Annotated in this window: 15 protein-coding genes; 6 read left to right on the plus strand and 9 right to left on the minus strand. The window is 72.9% G+C overall.

Features of this window, described 5'->3' with window-relative positions:
• Positions 1 to 134 precede the first annotated feature (134 nt).
• Positions 135 to 641: an NUDIX domain-containing protein gene (locus tag OG927_RS01880; protein WP_056788284.1), complete on the plus strand. Its 507-nt coding sequence runs from the start codon at positions 135 to 137 to the stop codon at positions 639 to 641.
• Positions 642 to 697: 56 nt separating this feature from the next.
• Here OG927_RS01880 and abc-f read toward each other — a convergent pair whose 3' ends face one another.
• From abc-f to OG927_RS01900, 4 genes are all read right to left on the minus strand, one after another.
• Positions 698 to 2,368, minus strand: coding sequence for a ribosomal protection-like ABC-F family protein (abc-f, locus tag OG927_RS01885; RefSeq protein ID WP_124283235.1), 1,671 nt, complete (start codon positions 2,366 to 2,368; stop codon positions 698 to 700).
• Between the two features lie 342 nt (positions 2,369 to 2,710).
• On the minus strand, positions 2,711 to 3,928 hold the full coding sequence (locus OG927_RS01890) for a cytochrome P450 family protein (RefSeq protein WP_319099579.1): 1,218 nt from the start codon (positions 3,926 to 3,928) through the stop codon (positions 2,711 to 2,713).
• 222 nt (positions 3,929 to 4,150) lie between these two features.
• Complete coding sequence (locus OG927_RS01895; RefSeq protein WP_079099308.1) at positions 4,151 to 5,377, minus strand: PP2C family protein-serine/threonine phosphatase; 1,227 nt, start codon at positions 5,375 to 5,377, stop codon at positions 4,151 to 4,153.
• A 24-nt stretch (positions 5,378 to 5,401) separates the two neighbouring features.
• On the minus strand, positions 5,402 to 6,190 hold the full coding sequence (locus OG927_RS01900; protein ID WP_124283232.1) for a GNAT family N-acetyltransferase: 789 nt from the start codon (positions 6,188 to 6,190) through the stop codon (positions 5,402 to 5,404).
• A 707-nt stretch (positions 6,191 to 6,897) separates the two neighbouring features.
• On the opposite strand from OG927_RS01900, the gene OG927_RS01905 reads away from it, so the two are divergent.
• From OG927_RS01905 to OG927_RS01920, 4 genes are all read left to right on the plus strand, one after another.
• The gene (locus OG927_RS01905; protein ID WP_330319576.1) at positions 6,898 to 7,770 is read left to right on the plus strand and encodes an RNA polymerase sigma factor SigF; all 873 of its coding nucleotides are present in this window, start codon (positions 6,898 to 6,900) and stop codon (positions 7,768 to 7,770) included.
• 461 nt (positions 7,771 to 8,231) lie between these two features.
• On the plus strand, positions 8,232 to 9,590 hold the full coding sequence (locus OG927_RS01910) for a bifunctional o-acetylhomoserine/o-acetylserine sulfhydrylase (RefSeq protein ID WP_330319577.1): 1,359 nt from the start codon (positions 8,232 to 8,234) through the stop codon (positions 9,588 to 9,590).
• A 5-nt stretch (positions 9,591 to 9,595) separates the two neighbouring features.
• Positions 9,596 to 10,744: a homoserine O-acetyltransferase MetX gene (gene metX / locus OG927_RS01915; RefSeq protein WP_124283231.1), complete on the plus strand. Its 1,149-nt coding sequence runs from the start codon at positions 9,596 to 9,598 to the stop codon at positions 10,742 to 10,744.
• Between the two features lie 38 nt (positions 10,745 to 10,782).
• On the plus strand, positions 10,783 to 12,045 hold the full coding sequence (locus OG927_RS01920; RefSeq protein ID WP_330319578.1) for a sulfite oxidase: 1,263 nt from the start codon (positions 10,783 to 10,785) through the stop codon (positions 12,043 to 12,045).
• Positions 12,046 to 12,066: 21 nt separating this feature from the next.
• Here OG927_RS01920 and OG927_RS01925 read toward each other — a convergent pair whose 3' ends face one another.
• Positions 12,067 to 12,948: an NAD(P)-dependent oxidoreductase gene (locus OG927_RS01925; RefSeq protein ID WP_330319579.1), complete on the minus strand. Its 882-nt coding sequence runs from the start codon at positions 12,946 to 12,948 to the stop codon at positions 12,067 to 12,069.
• 50 nt (positions 12,949 to 12,998) lie between these two features.
• Positions 12,999 to 13,601, minus strand: a complete 603-nt coding sequence (locus OG927_RS01930; protein WP_056788293.1) for an adenosylcobinamide amidohydrolase — start codon at positions 13,599 to 13,601, stop codon at positions 12,999 to 13,001.
• A gap of 359 nt (positions 13,602 to 13,960) precedes the next feature.
• On the opposite strand from OG927_RS01930, the gene OG927_RS01935 reads away from it, so the two are divergent.
• Positions 13,961 to 14,950, plus strand: a complete 990-nt coding sequence (locus tag OG927_RS01935) for a PRC and DUF2382 domain-containing protein (RefSeq protein WP_056787997.1) — start codon at positions 13,961 to 13,963, stop codon at positions 14,948 to 14,950.
• A 237-nt stretch (positions 14,951 to 15,187) separates the two neighbouring features.
• Here OG927_RS01935 and OG927_RS01940 read toward each other — a convergent pair whose 3' ends face one another.
• The 3 genes from OG927_RS01940 to OG927_RS01950 are packed head-to-tail and all read right to left on the minus strand — an operon-like array spanning position 15,188 to position 18,107.
• A complete protein-coding gene (locus OG927_RS01940) occupies positions 15,188 to 15,997 on the minus strand; it encodes an ABC transporter ATP-binding protein (protein ID WP_330319580.1) in 810 nt (269 codons plus the stop codon).
• Positions 15,994 to 17,046: a FecCD family ABC transporter permease gene (locus OG927_RS01945; protein WP_330319581.1), complete on the minus strand. Its 1,053-nt coding sequence runs from the start codon at positions 17,044 to 17,046 to the stop codon at positions 15,994 to 15,996. The genes OG927_RS01940 and OG927_RS01945 overlap by 4 nt, the downstream gene beginning before the upstream one ends.
• Positions 17,047 to 17,063: 17 nt before the next feature.
• Positions 17,064 to 18,107 carry an ABC transporter substrate-binding protein gene (locus OG927_RS01950; RefSeq protein WP_408058029.1) on the minus strand — a complete coding sequence of 348 codons (1,044 nt, stop codon included), beginning with the start codon at positions 18,105 to 18,107 and terminating at the stop codon, positions 17,064 to 17,066.
• Positions 18,108 to 18,138: the final 31 nt, after the last annotated feature.

Genomic DNA, 18,138 nt, shown 5'->3' on the forward strand with positions numbered 1-18,138 from the left:
AGCGGACGGCGAGGCGGTGGCCCCGACGGTCCGGGGACCGGCTGCCGCGTCCGTCCCGTCCGGACGGACGGACGGACGGGACGGACGGACGCGTGCTGTGGCCCTCCGGGACCTGGTCCGGCACACTTGACGACATGTCGACAGCGAAGCGCAGCGCGGGACTTCTGCTCTACCGGATCACCCGTACGGACGGTGGCGAGCGGGATGCCGAGGTGCTGATCGGACACATGGGCGGTCCGTTCTGGGCGAACCAGGAGACGGCTGCCTGGTCGGTGCCCAAGGGCGAGTACGAGCCCGACGAGGAGCCGGCGGCGGCCGCCCGCAGGGAGTTCCAGGAGGAACTGGGGCTGCCGGTGCCTGAGGGGCCGTGGGTGCCGCTGGGCGAGGCGCGTCAGTCCAGCGGCAAGATCGTGACCGTATGGGCGCTGGAGGCCGAGCTGAACCCTGCCCTGGCGGTCCCCGGGACGTTCACCATGGAGTGGCCGCGGGGATCCGGTGCGCAGCAGGAGTTCCCGGAGATGGACCGGTTCGCCTGGTGCACACCGGACGAGGCCGCCGAGCGCCTGGTGGCGGGCCAGCGTGTGTTCGTCGAGCGTCTGCGCGCCCATGTGCGGGACGGCGGCGCCCCTTCGGAGGCGTAGGCCCGGAACCGCGGGCACGCACCCCCCGAGCCCCTGCGCCCCGGAATGCGGGCCGCTCAGCCGTGGGCCGTGGCTCCGGTCTCCGTGACGGGGCGGCCCGCGTGCAGTTCGAGGCGGTCGCCGGTGAAGCGGCTGCGGAAGCTGCGGTCGTGCGAGACGACGACCACGGCGCCCTCGAATCGGGAGAGCGCGGCTTCCAGCTCCTCGACAAGGCTCAGCGCGATGTGGTTGGTCGGCTCGTCCAGGACCAGCAGGTCCGCCGGCCGGGTCACCAGCCGCGCCAGGGCCAGCCTGCGCTGCTGCCCGATGGAGAGGGCCGCCACGGGCACGGCCAGGTCGTCCGGGCGGAACAGGCCGAGGGCGAGCAACTGCTCGGCGTACTCGTCGGCCGGCCCCGGCCGTCCCGCGGCGAATGTCGCGAGCAGGGAGCGGCGCGTGGGGCTGACGGGCAGCTCCTGCGGGAGGTATCCGACGCGGGCCCGGCGCCGGACCGTCCCGGCGTCCGGTGCGAGGTCACCGGCGATGACCCGCAGCAGTGTGGTCTTGCCCGCTCCGTTGGGTCCGGTGACCATGAGGCGCCGGCCCGGCCGGATCCGCAGTGCGGGCAGGTCCAGCCGGTCACCGACGACGACGGAGCCGAGCTCTGCCAGAGGTTCGCCGCGCCGGTCCCCGCCGGGGGCCGGGTGGCCGGCCGTCATGAGTCCGGCGGTGAAGCGCAGCGGCTGCGGGGGCGCCGGCACGGGCGCGCGGCGCAGCGCCTCGAGCCGGGTCCTGGCCGCCCTGACCTGCCCGGACAGTTTGGCCTCGTGCGACCTGCGGTGCTTGCCGAAACCCTCCCCCGGGTCCTTGCCGCTCCCCGCGAGGCGCTGGCCCGCCGCACTCACCAGCTCCTCGGTGCGGGCCAGTTCGTCCAGCCACTCCTGATGTTCCTGGGCCGAGCGGCGGCGTGCGGCTGCCTTCGCCGTGCGGTAGCCGTCCCAGCCGTCCCCGTAGCGGGAGACCCCCCGCAGGTCGCGGTCGACCTCCAGGATGACGGTGGTGGTCCGCTCCAGGAACACCCGGTCGTGGGTGACGGTGACGACGGTGCCCCGGTGGGCGCGGAGGTGGTCCTCCAGCCAGGTGACGGCGGCGGCGTCGAGGTGGTTGGTGGGTTCGTCGAGGAGCAGGAGTTCCGGCGCGGCGGCCAGCACGCAGGCCAGGGCGAGCCGGGACTGCTCGCCGCCGGACAGCGTGCCGAGCCGTCGGGCCCGGGTGAGGTGCCCGAGGCCGAGGCCGTGCAGGGCCGCGTCCACCCTGGCGTCCGCCCGGTACCCGCCGCGTTCCTCGTACATCGTCAGGAGGTCGCCGTAGGCGCCGAGTTGCGTGTCGGTCGGGTCGCCGTCGGACAGGCCCGCTTCCGCCGTGCGGATCAGGCGTTCGAGCTCTCGCAGTTCGTCGAGGGCGGCGTCGACGGCGTCCTGGACGGTTCCGGCGGGGTCGAGCGCGAGGGTCTGGGCGAGGTAGCCGGTGCCACCAGGGAAGTGGACGGTGAGGTCGCCGCTGTCCGGCGCCTCCGCCCCGGCCATCAGTCGGAGCAGGGTGGACTTCCCGGAGCCGTTCTCACCGATGACCGCGGCCCGTTCGCCGGGGCGGACGGTGAGGGACACCTGGTCGAGTACGGATCGGTCTCCGTAGGCCTTGGAGACGTCGTTCATGGTCAGCTGGGCGCGGTGGTGATGCAAGGGCATGGGCGCTTCCCCGAGGTGACAGGCCCTCGGCCGCGCACACCGTGGAGGCGCACGGCGGGGCGTGGGTGCCGGACGGCGGGAAGGACTGCGGCACGGCCCGGTCGGGCGGCGACGCTCGGCGTCGCGCGGCCGCGTCCTGGCCGGGAATCAGAGGAAGAAGTAGTACGAACCCATGGCGTCCAGTGTAACCACGTCCCCCCGGCCGTCCGCCGGGCCCGACGCACGGCCGCCCTGGTGCGTGGCGCGGTGTCCGGGCGGCCCGTCCTGTCCGGAGGCAGTTCCTGGCGGGGAGGATGGCTCCGGGTCCGGGGGCGGGCGGCCCCCGGACCCGGAGCCGGGTGGTCAGCCCAACCGGACCGGCAGGGCGCCGAATCCGTACGCGATGAACGACTCCACCTGGCCCGCGGGCACGGACGGGTCGGCGAGGCGCAGCCCGGGGAAGCGGGCGAAGAGCGCGGGCAGGGCGACCGATGCCTCGAGACGGGCCAGGGGCGCGCCGACGCAGTAGTGGACGCCGTGCCCGAAGGAGAGATGTTCCTTGTCGACCCGGGTGGGGTCGAAGTGGTGCGCGTCCGCACCATGACGTCCTGGATCGCGCCCGGCGGCGGCATAGGTCGTGAGGATCGCGTCCCCGCGGGCGATGGTGATCCCGTCGGGGAGTTCGATGTCCTCGACGGCGTACCGCAGGGGCAGGTTCGCGATCGACGGCGCCCAGCGCAGCGTCTCCTCGATGACGTCGCTCCAGGGGATGTCACCGCCGAGCACCCGGGCGAGGTGGCCGGGATGCGTCAGGAGGGCGTGCACGGCGTTGCCGATGAGGTTGACCGTGGTCTCGTGGCCGGCGCCGATGACGAGGAGCAGGGTGTCGAGGAGTTCGGCCTCGGTGAGGCCGGAGTCCTCTTCGTCCCGGGTGGCGATGAGCACGCTCGTCAGGTCGTCGCCGGGTCGCGCGCGCTTGGCCTCCACCAGTCCCGCCAGCAGTTCCTGGAAGGCCTGCCAGGTGGCGAGGGCCTCTTCGGGGGTGGCGGTGGTGTCGATGACCTCGCCCACGAGCCGCGCGGTGTCGGCCCGGCGGTCCTCCGGGAGTCCGAAGAGTTCGCAGATGACCTCCATCGGGAGCGGGTGGGCGTAGGCGGCGCGCAGGTCCACGGGGCCCTCGGCGGCGGCCTCGGCCATCCGGTCGAGGAGTCGGGCGGTGATCGCCTCGACGCGCGGCGCGAGCGCGTCCGTGCGCCGCTTGGTGAACGCGGGCGAGACGAGCTTGCGTAACCGTCGGTGGTTGGCGCCGTAGGCCGTGAACATGTTGGTCACCCCCACCCAGGAGTTGACCCAGGTCTCCCGGAACCCACCGTCGATCCAGGCCGGCCAGTGCTGGTTCGGGTCCTTGGACACCCTCTGGTCGGTGAGGAGTTGCTTGAGCACCTGGTGGCCGGTCGGGGCCCAGGCCCCGATGCCTCCGGGCAGTTCGACCCGCGTGGCCGAGCCGGCGGCGCGGAGACGGTCCGCCTCGCCGTGGATGTCGCGGCCCGACGGGTCGATCGGGACGGCCTGCTGTCCCATGGGTGACTCCTGTTGTATGTGGGGAACGGGATGAAACGAGCCTAGGGGTGCGCACGGGGCATGGCGGGACTTTGCAGACACCCGCGGAACCCAGGGGTTCACGTACCGGCGGGAGGGCGGGACAGGGGGCGCGCGACCACCCCTCACGCGCCGGTCACCCGCGGCACCCGTGCGGGAGCACCGCCGACGGCCTTCCGGAAGGGCCGGACACGCGTCCGACTGCTACGCCTGCTCCTGGGCGGCGACCGCCTCCGTGGCTCCCGGGGCCTCGCCCACGGCCTCGCGCCGCCCCGCGCTCCCGCCGCCGTCGTCCTGCACCCTGCACAGGACGAGCACCGCCACGTCGTCTCGGCGCACTCCGCCGGAGAACGCCTCCAGGTCGGCCTGGAGCGCTTCCAGGAGCTGCCTCGGCTCGCGCCGCGCCCATGCCTCCAGCCTCTCGTCGAGCGGATAGAAGGCGCCCGCCCCGTCGCGGGCCTCCGTCACCCCGTCCGTGAACAGCAGGATGGACGCGTGCTCCGGGAAGGCGAACCACTCCGCGGCACGTGCCTCGCCGCTGAGATCGGCCATGCCCAGGGGTACGGAGGTCCGGTGCAGGGGGACCGCCGAGGCCGTGCCGCCGTGGAGCAGCCGTGGCGGCAGGTGCCCGCAGTTCACGGCCTGCACCCGCTCGTCGCCGTCGTAGGAGAGCAACAGAGCGGTGACGAAGCGCTCGGTGTCACCCGTCTCCGCGGAGAAGGCGTTGTGCCGGGCGACCGCGTCCTCCACCACGTCCGCGACCGAGGCCAGCGAGGACTCCCGGATGGCCGCCTCGCGGAACGCGCCGAGCGCGGCGAAGCCCGCACCGATCGCCTGCAGTCCCTTGCCCTGCACATCTCCGATGATCACCCGGGTCCCGTACGGGGATTCGACGACCTCGTAGATGTCGCCGCCGACGAAGCGGTCCTCCTCGATCGGCTCGTAGAGCCCTTCCGCCCGGACCTGCCGGGTGACGATGGGCAGCGGCCGGAGAATCTGCCGCTGGAGGGCGACCGCGGCAGAGCGCAGCCGGGCCATCTCGGTGGCATGCCGGATGCGCGCGGCGCAGGCCGCGACCCCCAGGGCGCTGGCGATGGCCGTGAAGCCGATGAGGAAGGCGACGTCCCAGAAGGCGCCGGTCTGCGGGATGCGGGAGCCGACCACGACCAGGGTGACCCAGGCGGCCACGCAGAGGGTCTGGCGGACGGTGCAGAACACGGACGCCAGCGCGGGCAGGACCACCAGGAGCGGGATGACGGGCAGGTCGTCACCGGTCAGGGCGTCCAGCACGACCACCACGGTGGTCAGCAGGAGCAGCCACAGTGCGAGCGCCCGGTTCCCGATCCGGGCGGCGCCCGCCGACTCCTCGCCCGGATCCGTCCCCGGCAGCGGCTGCCTTCGTACTGCCGGGCGGCGGAGTCCCATGACCACGGCACTCCTCCCGCGCGTTCGTCACTATTGCCCCACTTGTTCCAACCTACCCGCCCCCGGGGCCGTGGTCCTGGCATCGGTCCGCGGGGCCGGATCCGCCGGAACGATCGCGGAGAGGAACTCCGTCCGGCGGCGCAGCCGGAAGCCGAGGGATTCGTAGAGCCGCACGGCGCCGGTGTTCGACGCGGCGGCGTGCAGGAAGGGAATCTCGCCCCGCTCCCTGATGCCGTGGGCCACGGCCCTGACCAGCCGGGATGCGAGGCCTTGGCCGCGTACGGAATCGTCGGTGCAGACTCCGCTGATCTCGGTGTGGCCGGGCGGGTGCAGACGTTCTCCGGCCATGGCCACCAGGACTCCGGAGCGGCGGATACCGAGATAGGTGCCGAGCTCCACGGTGCGCGGCAGGAAGGGGCCGGGGCGGGTGCGCCCGACCAGGTCCAGCATCTCCGGGACGTCGGCGGGGCCGAGGAGCAGGGCCTCCGGGTCGGGGGCGGCGTCCACGCCGTCGTCCACCAGCTGCACGCCCTCCGCGTGGAAGACGATCTGCCAGTCGGCCGGCGGCGGATCGCGGAAGGCGGTGAGGGTGACGGACGAGCCGGGCCCCGCCAGTGCGGCGACGTCGGCCCAGTCCTGGGCGTCGGGCGTGTCCGGGAGGGCCAGCCACGGGGTGACGTCGACCGGGTAGCGCAGGATGCGGCCGCGACGCTCGGCGAAGTGGGCGTGGGGCCCGGTCAGCGCGGTGCGGGCCGGGTTGTCCAGCGGATGAGCGGTCCCTGTGCCCTCCGCGGACGGCCGACGGTCCGGGGCACTCATGCGGCCACCTCCTCAGCGGTCCCGATGCGGGTGCGCCCGCTCCGCACGGTGCGGTCGAATGCGTGTGTGTTGGGCATGAGCTCCCTCACTGCGGTCTGTCTCGGCGGCTCCGACAGACAGGAAAGCTGATTCACGCTGCACGTATTCCCGGGACGCCGGACTGTTCATGTACGCGCAATCAAAGAGCCGGGCCCGCGCGGGACGCCTCGCCCCACGAGGCCGTGCCGAGGCGCCGGCGGACCCGGCACGGCCCCCGACCCGCGGGTCCGGGTGTCGTCGCGGACCTCGACCCGGCGGTCGGCACCCCGCCGATCCCGGCATCGTGATCACCACGGCGCCGGACGTGGCGCCCACCGGCCCCCGCTTCACGCGCTCCGCACGGGCGGCGCGGAGGCGGAGTACATGGAGCGGTTGCCGGATCCGGTCCGGCGGATCGTGCCTCGCTGAGCGGATCCGGCCCCAACCCGCCCCAGCCTGTGGCACCCTGGGTACGGCCGCCCCACCGGGCTCCCCCGTACCGGTGGGGCGGTTCTGCGCTTCGCCGCGTCCGGCGACCCTCCGTCGTCATGGACACAGCAGCCGCGATCACGTGCATTCCAGCCACAATCGCCACGCATTCGGCTCAAATCCACTTCCCCGTGCATGAGTTGCCGCGCCTCGGGCAGGCGCACAGACCTCATGGACTTCTACCAGGGGAGTGTGACCAGATGACGGCGCACACTGCACAGACCGCCGGTGCGGAACGGGCAGGCGCCGTGGACGGCCTTCCGTGGATCGAGGACGCGGGGCAGATCGCTCCGCAGGACGCACGGACGCTGTCCAAGGTGTTCTTCGACCGGTTGCAGGTACTCGAGGAGGGCACTCCGGAGCACCAGTACGCCCGGAACACGCTCATCGAGATGAATCTGTCCCTCGTACGGTTCGCAGCGAGCCGCTTCCGCAACCGCGGCAGCGGTGACATGGAGGACATCGTCCAGGTCGGCACCATCGGTCTGATCAAGGCCATCGACCGCTTCGACCTCTCCCGCGAGGTCGAGTTCACCTCCTTCGCCGTGCCGTACATCGTCGGCGAGATCAAGCGGTTCTTCCGTGACACCACCTGGTCCGTGCATGTGCCCCGGCGGCTGCAGGAACTGCGGGTGGACATCGCGAAGGCCAAGGAGTCGTTGGCGGTCGGTCTCGACCGGGACCCGACGGTGCACGAGCTGGCCGAGCATCTCGGCCTCGACGACGAGGAGATCACCGAGGGCATCGTCGCCGCCAACGGCTACACGGCGGGATCGCTCGACATGCCGACCGATACTGCGGACTCGGTGGGCCGCGCCGCGGGCGGGCGCACGTTCGCGGACGTTCTCGGCGAGCCGGACCCCGCCATGGAGACGGTGGAGAACCTCCACGCCCTGGCGCCGCTGCTGGACGAGCTCGACGACCGTGAGCGCCGCATCATCGAGATGCGGTTCGGCCTGGAGTTGACGCAGGCTGAGATCGGTGAGGAGCTCGGCATCTCCCAGATGCACGTGTCCCGGCTGCTCAGCCGCATTCTCCTCAAGCTGCGCAGCGGGATGTTCACCCAGGACTGACGCTCCGCCGCTCCCCCGTCCGGTGGGCCCAGGTCACGCGGGGCGGGGGGTCCGGCCACTGTGTTCCCCCTCCGGCCGGACCCGGAAGCCGGCGCACGCCCCCTGAACGGCTCCGACACCTCTGCACTAGCACTGCGGGCCCACGGTCATGTCTCCGTGGGCCCGCGGTCGTGTCTCCGTGGGCCCGCGAAACTGTTCCTCCGCCCCGGTCACCGCCCCGCCGGGTCCTGCCACCGCACCCGCCCGTGCGCCCCTCCTGCGCAGCGGCGCACGGAGGCGACGGGAGCGGGCCGGGCGAGCACCGACTGTTGCCACCGCATTGCAGCTTCGTGGCCACTCGGGTGTCCCGCTTCCGTTCCCGTACGCGCGCCTTCTACGGTCCGTAACCAGTCCGTCGCCACCGCCGGGCATCCGTGCCTGCGCGTACGAACCCGCCACCGAACCACCGTGCGAGGAAAGACATGAGCCAGCCCGTCGACTCCGTCACCGCAGGACACACCCCCGAGGACCATGCGCGGGACGCCGGTACCGCCTGGTCCTTCGAGACCAGGCAGATCCATTCCGGGGCGGTCCCGGATCCGACGACCGGGGCCCGCGCGGTGCCGATCTACCAGTCGACCTCGTTCGTCTTCCGTGACACCCAGCACGCGGCCGACCTGTTCTCGCTGGCCGAGCCCGGCAACATCTACACCCGGATCCACAACCCCACGCAGGATGTCCTCGAACAGCGCATCGCCGCGCTGGAGGGCGGGGTGGCCGCCGTCGCCCTCGCTTCCGGGCAGGCCGCCGAGACGCTCGCACTCCTGACCCTGGCGGGCGCGGGGGACCACATCGTCTCCTCCACCTCGCTCTACGGCGGGACCTACAACCTGTTCCGGCACACCCTCCCCCGCTTCGGCATCGAGGTGTCGTTCGTCGAGGACCCCGACGACATCGAGGCGTGGCGTGCCGCGATCCGGCCCAACACCAAGGCCCTGTTCGCGGAGACGCTCGGCAATCCGCGGGGCGACGTCCTGGACATCCGGGGAGTGGCGGACGCGGCGCACGGGGCGGGGGTTCCGCTCGTCGTCGACAACACCGTGCCCACCCCCTACCTCCTGCGGCCGCTCGAGCACGGAGCGGACATCGTGATCCACTCCGCGACGAAGTTCCTGGGCGGGCACGGCACCACCCTCGGCGGTGTCGTCGTGGACGGCGGCACCTTCGACTTCGGTGCGCACGAGGACCGCTTCCCCGAGTTCCACACACCCGACCCGAGCTACCACGGCCTGCGGTACTGGCAGGACCTCGGGCCCGGCGCCTTCGCCGTGAAACTGCGGGTCCAGCTGCTGCGCGACCTCGGGCCGGCGCTCTCGCCGCACTCCGCGTTCCTGCTGCTCCAGGGCGTGGAGACACTGAGCCTGCGCCTGGAGCGGCACACCTCCAACGCGCTGGCGCTCGCCCGGTGGCTGGAGGGCCGGGACGAGGTGTCGGCCGTGCACTACGCGGGTCTGGAATCGAGTCCCTGGTACGAAGCCGGGCAGCGCTACCTGCCGCGCGGCGCCGGAGCGGTCCTCTCCTTCGAGCTGCGGGACGGGGTCGAGGCGGGCAAGCGGTTCGTCGACGCGGTCGAGCTGTTCAGCCACCTCGCGAACATCGGCGACGTGCGGAGCCTGATCATCCACCCCGCGTCCACGACGCACAGCCAGCTGACGGAGGAGCAGCTCGCCGCCACCGGTGCCACCGCGGGGCTGGTGCGCCTCTCGGTGGGTCTGGAGAACGTGGACGACCTGAAGGCCGATCTCGAGGCGGGGTTCCGCGCCGCGAAGGCGGCGTCCTGAACCGGGTGGCCACTTCCCCCTCGCTCCCCCTCCCGCCGGCCACCGGTGGCTGGCGGGAGGGGGATCCGCCCGGCCGACGCTCATGGGTGGCGCTCGACGGACCACTCCGGCTCGAGTCCGGTGCCACCCTGCCGGGTGTGCGCCTGGCGTACGAGACCTGGGGCCGGCTCGCCCCGGACGGAGGCAACGCGGTGCTGGTCCTGCACGCGCTGACCGGGGACAGCCACGCGGCGGGCCCCGCGGGCCCCGGCCACCCGGCTCCGGGCTGGTGGGACGCACTGGTGGGGCCGGGGAGGGCGCTGGACACCGATCGCTGGTTCGTCGTCGCCCCGAACGTCCTCGGGGGCTGCCAGGGCAGCACGGGTCCGTCCTCCCGGCGGTCCGACGGCACCCACTGGGCCACCGAATTCCCGCATCTGACGATCCGTGACCAGGTGGCCGCGGAGGCACGACTCGCCGACGCCCTCGGCATCGGCCGGTGGGCAGCGGTGATCGGCGGTTCGATGGGCGGCATGCGGGCCCTCGAATGGGCGGTGGGCCTGCCCGACCGTACGGAGTCGCTGCTGGTGCTCGCCGCCCCCGCCGCCTCCTCGGCCGAGCAGATCGCCTGGGGCAGCGTGCAGATCTCCGCGATCCGCGCCGACCCGGGATGGCAGGGCGGCCGCTACCACGACGCGCCACCCGGCTCGGGCCCGCACCGGGGGCTCGGACAGGCCAGGCGGATCGCCCACGTCACCTACCGCAGCGAGGCGGAACTGGGAGCGCGGTTCGGGCGGGAGGCGCAGCCCGGTGAGCTTCCCTCGCGGGGTGGGCGCTACCAGGTGGAGTCGTATCTCGACCACCACGCCGCCAAGCTGGTGGGCCGCTTCGACGCGGGCAGCTACGTGACGCTCACCGAGGCGATGAACGGTCACGACGTCGGCCGGGGCCGCGGGGGCACAGCGCGGGCACTGCGCCGCGCGGGCATGCCCGCGCTGGTGGCGGGCATCGCGTCGGACCGGCTCTACCCGCCGTCCCAGCAGGCGGAACTGGCGGCGCTGCTGCCGGGCGCGGACCGTCCCCGCATCATCGAATCACCGTACGGACACGACGGGTTCCTCATCGAGACCGGCCATGTGGGACGTCTGGTCAGGGAGTTGCTGCCCGCCTCGTGACCGCCACCGTTCCCTTCCCTCCCACCCCTGGAGTGTCCATGAGTTCCGTGCCGCCGTCGGAAGCCGCGTACGACCGGATGCGGATGCGGCAATGGTCCCGCGGCCGGGCGAGATCGGCCGGGATCGACCGCCGTGACCTGCTGAGGCTGGTCGCGGCCGCCTCGGTGGCCGCCCCGCTCGTCCCGGGCGCCGCCGCGCCCGCCCGTGCTGCGGCGGGGACCCTGGCGGGAGTGGTCAAGCCGCTGCCGCCGGAACTGTTCACGGTGCGCGGCACCAACGCCGAGACACGGTTCGAGGCCCTGCGCGGCACCGGGCTGCTCACCCCCGCCGACCGCTTCTTCGTCCGCAACCACACGGCCACACCCCGCATCGACGCAGCGGACTGGACACTGACGGTCTGGGGCAGCGGGCTGGCGGGCGGCCCGGTGGACTTCACGTACGACGCGCTGCGCGCCCTGCCGTCCGTCACGCGTACCGCGTTCGTCGAGTGTGCGGGCAACGGCCGCAGCTACTTCGCCTCGCAGCAGGGCGGGCAGGTGAGCGGCACCGCCTGGACCCTGGGCGCGATCGGCACGGCGCGCTGGCGGGGGGTGCGGCTGGCCGACGTGCTGCGGGCGGCAGGGATCGGCAGGGAGGCGGTCGACGTGCTCCCGCGCGGTCTGGACTCCGAGGTCGTCAGTGACGGGACGAATCTGGGCCGGGTGCGCAGGCCGCTGCCGGTGGCGAAGGCGCTGGACGACGTGCTCCTCGCCTACGAGATGAACGGCGAGCCGCTGCCGCCCGACCACGGGTACCCGGTACGGCTGATCGTGCCGTCCTGGGTCGGGATCGCGAACATCAAGTGGGTCGGCGACATCGAGGTGAGCGCCGAGCCGCTGCTGACTCCGTGGAACACGGGTCTGTACCGGTTGTTCGGTCCCGGGCATCCGCCGGAGGGCAGTGCGCCGTTGTCCCGGCAGACCCTCAAGAGCGCGTTCGAACTGGCGCCCGGTGCCACGTTCACCGCCCGCCGGGGACACCTGCTGACCGGCCGGTCGTGGTCGGGCGGCGCACCGGTGCGTTCCGTCGAGGTCAGCACCGACGGCGGCACCCGGTGGCGGCCCGCACGGCTGCGCGACACGCCCCGGAGCGGGAGCTGGGTCCGCTGGTCGGCCGACTGGGTGCCGCGGGATCCCGGCCCGGCCGTGCTGCTCGCGCGGGCGACGGACCGCAAGGGCCGCACCCAGCCGACGACGACGGCGCACAACACGCAGGGCTACCTCTTCGACGCCGTGGTGCGGCACCCCGTGACGGTGGTCTGACGCCGACCGGAGGTCCCCACGCTATTCGGCGCGGCCCGCGAAGTACGTGGCGATCATGTCCTGGGCGCCGTGTCCGGCCGCCTCCGCACGGGTGAAGCGCTCGGCGGAGGCGGCGACCAGGTCCAGCCTCACCCCGGCCGCCCCGGCCGCGTCGAGGATCAGGCGGGAGTCCTTGAGCGCGGTGGAGAGTGCGAAGCTCGGGGTGAGGTCCCCGGAGAGCACCGCGGCCGACTTGCCCTGCAGGTACGGGGTGTCCAGCGGGCCGCCCTTCACGGAGTCCAGGAACAGCTGGGGGTCGATCCCGAGGCCTTCGGCGAGGTTGAGGCATTCGGCCACGCTGTTGACCACGTTGATCACCCAGGTGTTGGCGACCAGCTTGAGCCGGGTGGCCGCTCCCGGTTCCTCTCCGACCCAGACGGTGCGCTGCCCGATGGCCTCCAGGACCGGCAGCACCGTGGCACGGGCGTGGGAGGGGCCTGAGACGAACACGGTCAGCGTGCCCTGCTCGGCCGGCTGCCTGGTACCGGAGACCGGGGCGTCGAGGTAGACGAGTCCCAGGTCCGCGGCACGGTGGGCGAGGCCGGTCGTCGCGTCGAGTCCGACGGTGGAACTCTGCAGCCAGACCTGGCCGGGGCGGAGTCCGGGGGTGGCGGCGGTGAGCGTCTCGGCCACGGCCGGGCCGTCGTTCAGGGTGGTGAGGACGATGTCGGCACCACGTACCGCTTCTTCGGGGGTGTCCGCCACGGTGGCGCCGTCGGTGGCCAGGGGCGCGGCCTTGGAGCGGGTACGGTTCCAGGCCCGGACGGGGAGTTCGGCCCTGAGCAGGCTGCGTGCCATTCCGGAACCCATGATCCCGGTACCGAGAACAGCGACGGACGGCCGGCCGGGGACATCGGTGGTCATGGGGGCGCTTCCCTTCGTAGGCACGCCCCGCCGGTACGACGGGACGGGACTCAAGAGTGCTGCAGCGCACTGCCGAGGACGGCGCGGTGCACGGCCCTGGCGAGTCGCGCCCCCCAGAGCGAGCGCGGGCCGGCGAAGGGCTCCCCCGGCTCCGTTCCCGGGTCGGGTGCCGCGACGCACACCGCGTCCGTGGGGGTGCCGGAGCAGTCGAGTCCGGACTCCACGAGCGCCTGGACCTTCGCCTCGGTGGCGGTGGCGACCGCGTTGACCAGGGCCGCGTCGGAGAGGGCGACGGGGAGGGTGACGACGATGTTGACGGTGCCCGGGGGCAGGGGGCCGTCGGTGCCCGCGGCCGGTACCGCGGCCCAGCCCCGTACCCCGAGGCCGCTGGTGACCGTGGCTGTCACCCCGCCGTCGTCGGCGACGGTGCGCGCGGTGACGTCCGCGGCCGTCATCAGTCCGGCGCCGGGGCCGGAAAGCCCTTCGGCCGCGGCGATCGCGGCCAGGTGACGGTCGGGGTCGAGCCGGGGGTAACCGCCCGGCACCTGTGCGTTGAGGATCCAGGCGCGTGGCCCGATGCCGCCGCCGAGCACGGCGCTGCTGCACACCCGCCAGCCGGGCCCCAGCCGCCAGACCAGGTGGTGGAGGCCGATGCCCTCCTCCTGCCGGGCCAGCAGTTCGCCCCGCTGTCGGGGAAGGCGGATGGCGGAACCGATGGTGCACCCCCGTTGGCAGGCCGGCCGACGGCCGGCGACGGCGCGTCGATCATACGTGCGCGACGGGCCGCATCCCCGGCGCACCCATGAGGGTGGCCTCACCCGAATGGCCTAGTACGCCGAGATGGCCGATACAGGCGTTGCGCGGGGCCACCACCCACCCCGGGTGTTCCGGGCCGTCCGCCGCCCGGGCCGGGAGGTTGCAGCGACCAACCGGGTGAGGCGCGATGGAATCCGGACGCGCCACCCCTGATGGACACGCCCACAGGACGCGCCCGGGCGAGGAGGGATCGGCCATGGGAGCCGCTGACGGTTTCACGGATTCCGGAGAACTCGACGGTCTGACCGTCTACGACAGTGACGGCGAGAAGGTCGGCAGTGTGGGGCGGGTGTACGTCGACGACGACACCGGCAAGCCCGACTGGATCACGGTCAAGACCGGCATGTTCGGCATGAAGGAGAGCTTCGTACCACTTGCCGGAGCCCGTCGCGTGGGCTCCGACCTGCACGTCTCGCACCCGAAGGACCGCGTCAAGGACGCCCCGCGCGTGGACGCCGACGCGCATCTCTCCGTAGCCGAGGAGGAGGAGCTCTACCGGCACTACGGCCTGACCAGGAAGGCCATGGGCAACGCGGGAGCGGGCGGGGACGCACGCACCACGTCCGGCACCGGAACGGCAGCCATGGGCGCCGCCGGGGCGGGAGCGGGAGCCGGAGCAGCGGCGGGAACGGCCCGCACCTCCGGAACCGGCAGGGCGACCACGGCCGGCGCGCCGGGCGCCGCGGCCACCGAGGGCGCCGGCATGGGCAGGCACCGTGACACGGAGACGTCCTCCACGTCACGTCCGCTCGCCGGAGCCGGAGCCGAACGCTCCGCCGCGGGTGCCGCGGGCCGGGAGGAGATGGTCCGTTCCGAGGAACAGCTCCTCGTCGGTACGGAGGAGTACGAGAGCGGAAAGGCACACCTGCACAAGTACGTCGTGACCGAGCACGTCAGCCGGACGGTGCCCGTGTCCCACGAGGAGGTGCGCGTGGTGCGCGAGCCTCTGCGGCCGGACGAGAAGTCGACCGGAACGACGAACATCGGCGAACAGGATGTCGAGGTCACCCTGCACGCCGAGCGCGCCACCGTCCGCAAGGAGGCCGTCCCGGTGGAACGGGTACGCCTCGAAACCAACAGGGTCACCGAGCAGAAGGAAGTCTCCGCCGACCTCCGCAAGGAGAAGATCGACTACGCGGACGGCAAGGACATGGGTGGCGAGCGCGGCCAGGACCGCCGCCGCTGACCCCCCTCACCCAGCGGCGACAGGCCTCGCGAAAGCAGAGGGGCGGACCCGGGCGGCATACGGGCCCGCCCCTTCGCGCACGCCCTGCCCCGCGCCCGTCCGGGCGTTTCGCCCACACGTCAGCACGGGCTGTACGTCAGCGTGTCGGCCCGGCCGGGTGGTACGCCCGCCTCGTCAGCCTGTGCTCCCGCCCCACGCGGTCGTGGCCCGCTCGCCCGTCCGCCCGACCACCGGGACTCACCCGGTGCCGGGGGCACGGGCGGTCGAGCCCGGCAGGAAGCGCACCGAGGGACGCCCGTCGGGCCCGTCCGGGGTCACCACGGCCCGCACCCCGTAGACCTCCGCGATGAGCTCCTCGGTGATCACCTCCGTGGGTGTTCCCGCGGCCACCGCGCGGCCCTCCCTCATGACCGTGACCCGGTCGCAGAACATCGACGCGAGGTTGAGGTCGTGCAGCGCGATCACCGCGGTGACCGGCAGCGCCGCGACCAGGGACAGCAGTTCCAGCTGGTGCTGGATGTCCAGGTGGTTCGTCGGTTCGTCCAGCAGGAGTTCGCGCGGCTGCTGCGCGAGGGCGCGGGCGATCTGGACACGCTGGCGTTCACCCCCGGACAGGGTGTGCCAGGACTGACCGGCGCGGTCGGCCAGTCCCGTGCGCTCCAGCGCCTCGCGCACGGCGGTCTCGTCCTCGGGGCCGGGCGCGGACCAGGCCCGCCGGTGCGGGATGCGGCCGAGGCGTATGACGTCCAGCACGCTCAGCTCGACCTGGGTGACGGCGTGCTGGTCGACCACGGCCACGCGCCGGGCGACGGTGCGGCGGCCGGTGTCCGCGAGTGACCGGCCATCAAGGGTGACGACGCCCGCGCCCGGCGTGAGGACCCCTGCCATCACCCGCAACAGGGTCGATTTCCCCGAGCCGTTGGGGCCGAGGAGCCCGACCGTGGCTCCGGGCGGAGGTGCGATGCTCACGCCGTCGAGGACGATCCGGCCGCCTGCCTCCCGGGTCACGCGCTCGGCCTGCAGGCCTGCGCCCTCACTGCCCGTCATGTACTCCTCCGCGTGCGGTACAGGACCAGGACGAAAGCGGGCACCCCGATGAGGGCGGTGAACACGCCGACGGGCACCTCCTGCGGGTCGAGGACGGTCCGGGCCAAGGTGTCGACCCAGACCAGGAACACCGCCCCCGCGAGCGCGGTGACCGGCAGCAGCCTCCGGTGACCCGAGCCGGTCAGGGCACGGGCCGCGTGCGGCAGGACGAGGCCGACGAACCCGATGGCGCCGGCGGAGCTGACGAGCGCTGCGGTCAGCAGCGCGGTCGTGCAGAGCAGCACGATCCTGGTGCGGCCGACATGGACGCCGAGGGCGGCCGCGGCATCCTGGCCGAAGGCGAACGCATCGAGCGTACGTGCGTGTCCGAGGCAGATCAGCAGCGTCACGGCGAGCACCGCGGAGCACATCCACACATCGGTCCAGCCCACCCCGCTCAGGGATCCCAGCAGCCAGAACAGCACGCCCCGGGTCTGTTCGGCGTCGGCGGCGGTCATCACGACGAACGAGGTGAGGGCGGAGAACAGCTGCATGGCCGCGACACCGGCCAGGACGACCCGGTCGGTCGATCCGCCGAGCGTGTGGCTGAGCAGCAGCACGAGGGCGAACGAGCACAGTGCCCCGACGAAGGCCCCGGTGGAGATCGATACCGCTCCGCCGCCGACGCCGAGGACGACGACCACGACCGCCCCGGTGGACGCCCCGGAGGAGACACCGAGGACGAACGGGTCGGCGAGCGGATTGCGCAGCAGGGACTGCATCACCGTGCCGCACACCGCGAGCCCGGCCCCGCACACCGCGGCGAGCAGGGTGCGGGGCATGCGCAGGTTCCAGATGATGCCGTCCCTGATCGGGCTCAGCCGGGCCTCACCGGGACCGAGGTGGGAGGCCACCGTGGCCCAGACGTCGGGGACGGAGATGCGTGCGGGCCCGATGGTGACGGCGACCGCGACGGACACGAGCAGCAGGGCGACCCCGCCGCCCCACAGGAGGCCGTCGCGCAGGACGCGCGCACCGGTGGCGGGCGCCGTCTCCCGGCTTGTGTCCACGGCCGTTCCGGTGACCGTCACCCCGCGAGCCCGAACGAGCGCAGCCCGGCGGCGACGCGCTCCACGCCCTCGACGGTGCGGATCGTCGGGTTCATCGCCTGGCCGCTGAGGAGGACGTAACGCTTGTGGCGGACCGCGTCCATGTTCTTGGTCGCGGGATTGGTCTCCAGGAACTCGATCTTCTTCTCGGCGCTCTCGGCGGTCTGCGACTTGCGGGTCAGGTCGCCGATGACGAGGACGTCGGGGTTGCGGTCGGCGACGGTCTCCCAGTTGATCTGGGGCCATTCCTCGTGGGTGTCGTCGAAGACGTTCTTCGCGCCGAGTTCCTCGGTGATGATGCCGGGTGCTCCGCAGCAGCCGGCGAGGTAGGGGGCCTCGGAGTTCGCGAACCAGTAGAGCAGGGTGGTGTCGGAGGCGTCGATGTCGGCGGTCGCCGTTTCGATCCGCTCCCGGAGGCCGGCGACGAGGGCGTCGCCCCGCTCCGTCACGCCGAACACCTCGGCGAGGTCGTGGACTTCGTCGTACACGCTCTCCATGGTCAGGGGCTTCGTACGGGAGCCGTCGCTGCTGCCGGTGTTGTCCTTGGCCGTGCAGTCGGTGGGCGAGAGGTAGGTCGGCACGCCGAGTTCCTCGAACTGCTCGCGTGGCGCGACACCGCCCTTGCCGAGTGTCGATTCGAACGAGGCGCTGACGAAGTCGGGTTCCTTGTCGAGGACCTTCTCCGACGAGGGCTGGTTCTCCGCGATGCGGGGCACCGCGGCGTCGGCCTCCTCGAGGCCCTTCATCACCGGGTCGGTCCAGGTCGCGGTGCCCGCGAGCCGGTCGGCGAGGCCCAGGGAGAACAGGATCTCCGTCGATCCCTGGTTCAGGGAGACCGCGCGGTGCGGCGCGGCCTCGACCGTGACCGTGCGTCCGCAGTTCTCCAGCGTCACCGGGTATCCGGCGCCGCCTTTCTCGGCGGCGCCGGACGGGCTTCCGCCCTCGGCGCCGCAGGCGCCGAGCAGGACGATTCCCGCGGTGAGCATGACGGTTCGGCGTACGGCACCGGGTATGGAAGGCACGGATTCCCTCTGCGTGTCAGGGCTCTTGCGC

This window comes from Streptomyces clavifer, from assembly GCF_036345975.1.
GTDB lineage: Bacteria > Actinomycetota > Actinomycetes > Streptomycetales > Streptomycetaceae > Streptomyces > Streptomyces clavifer.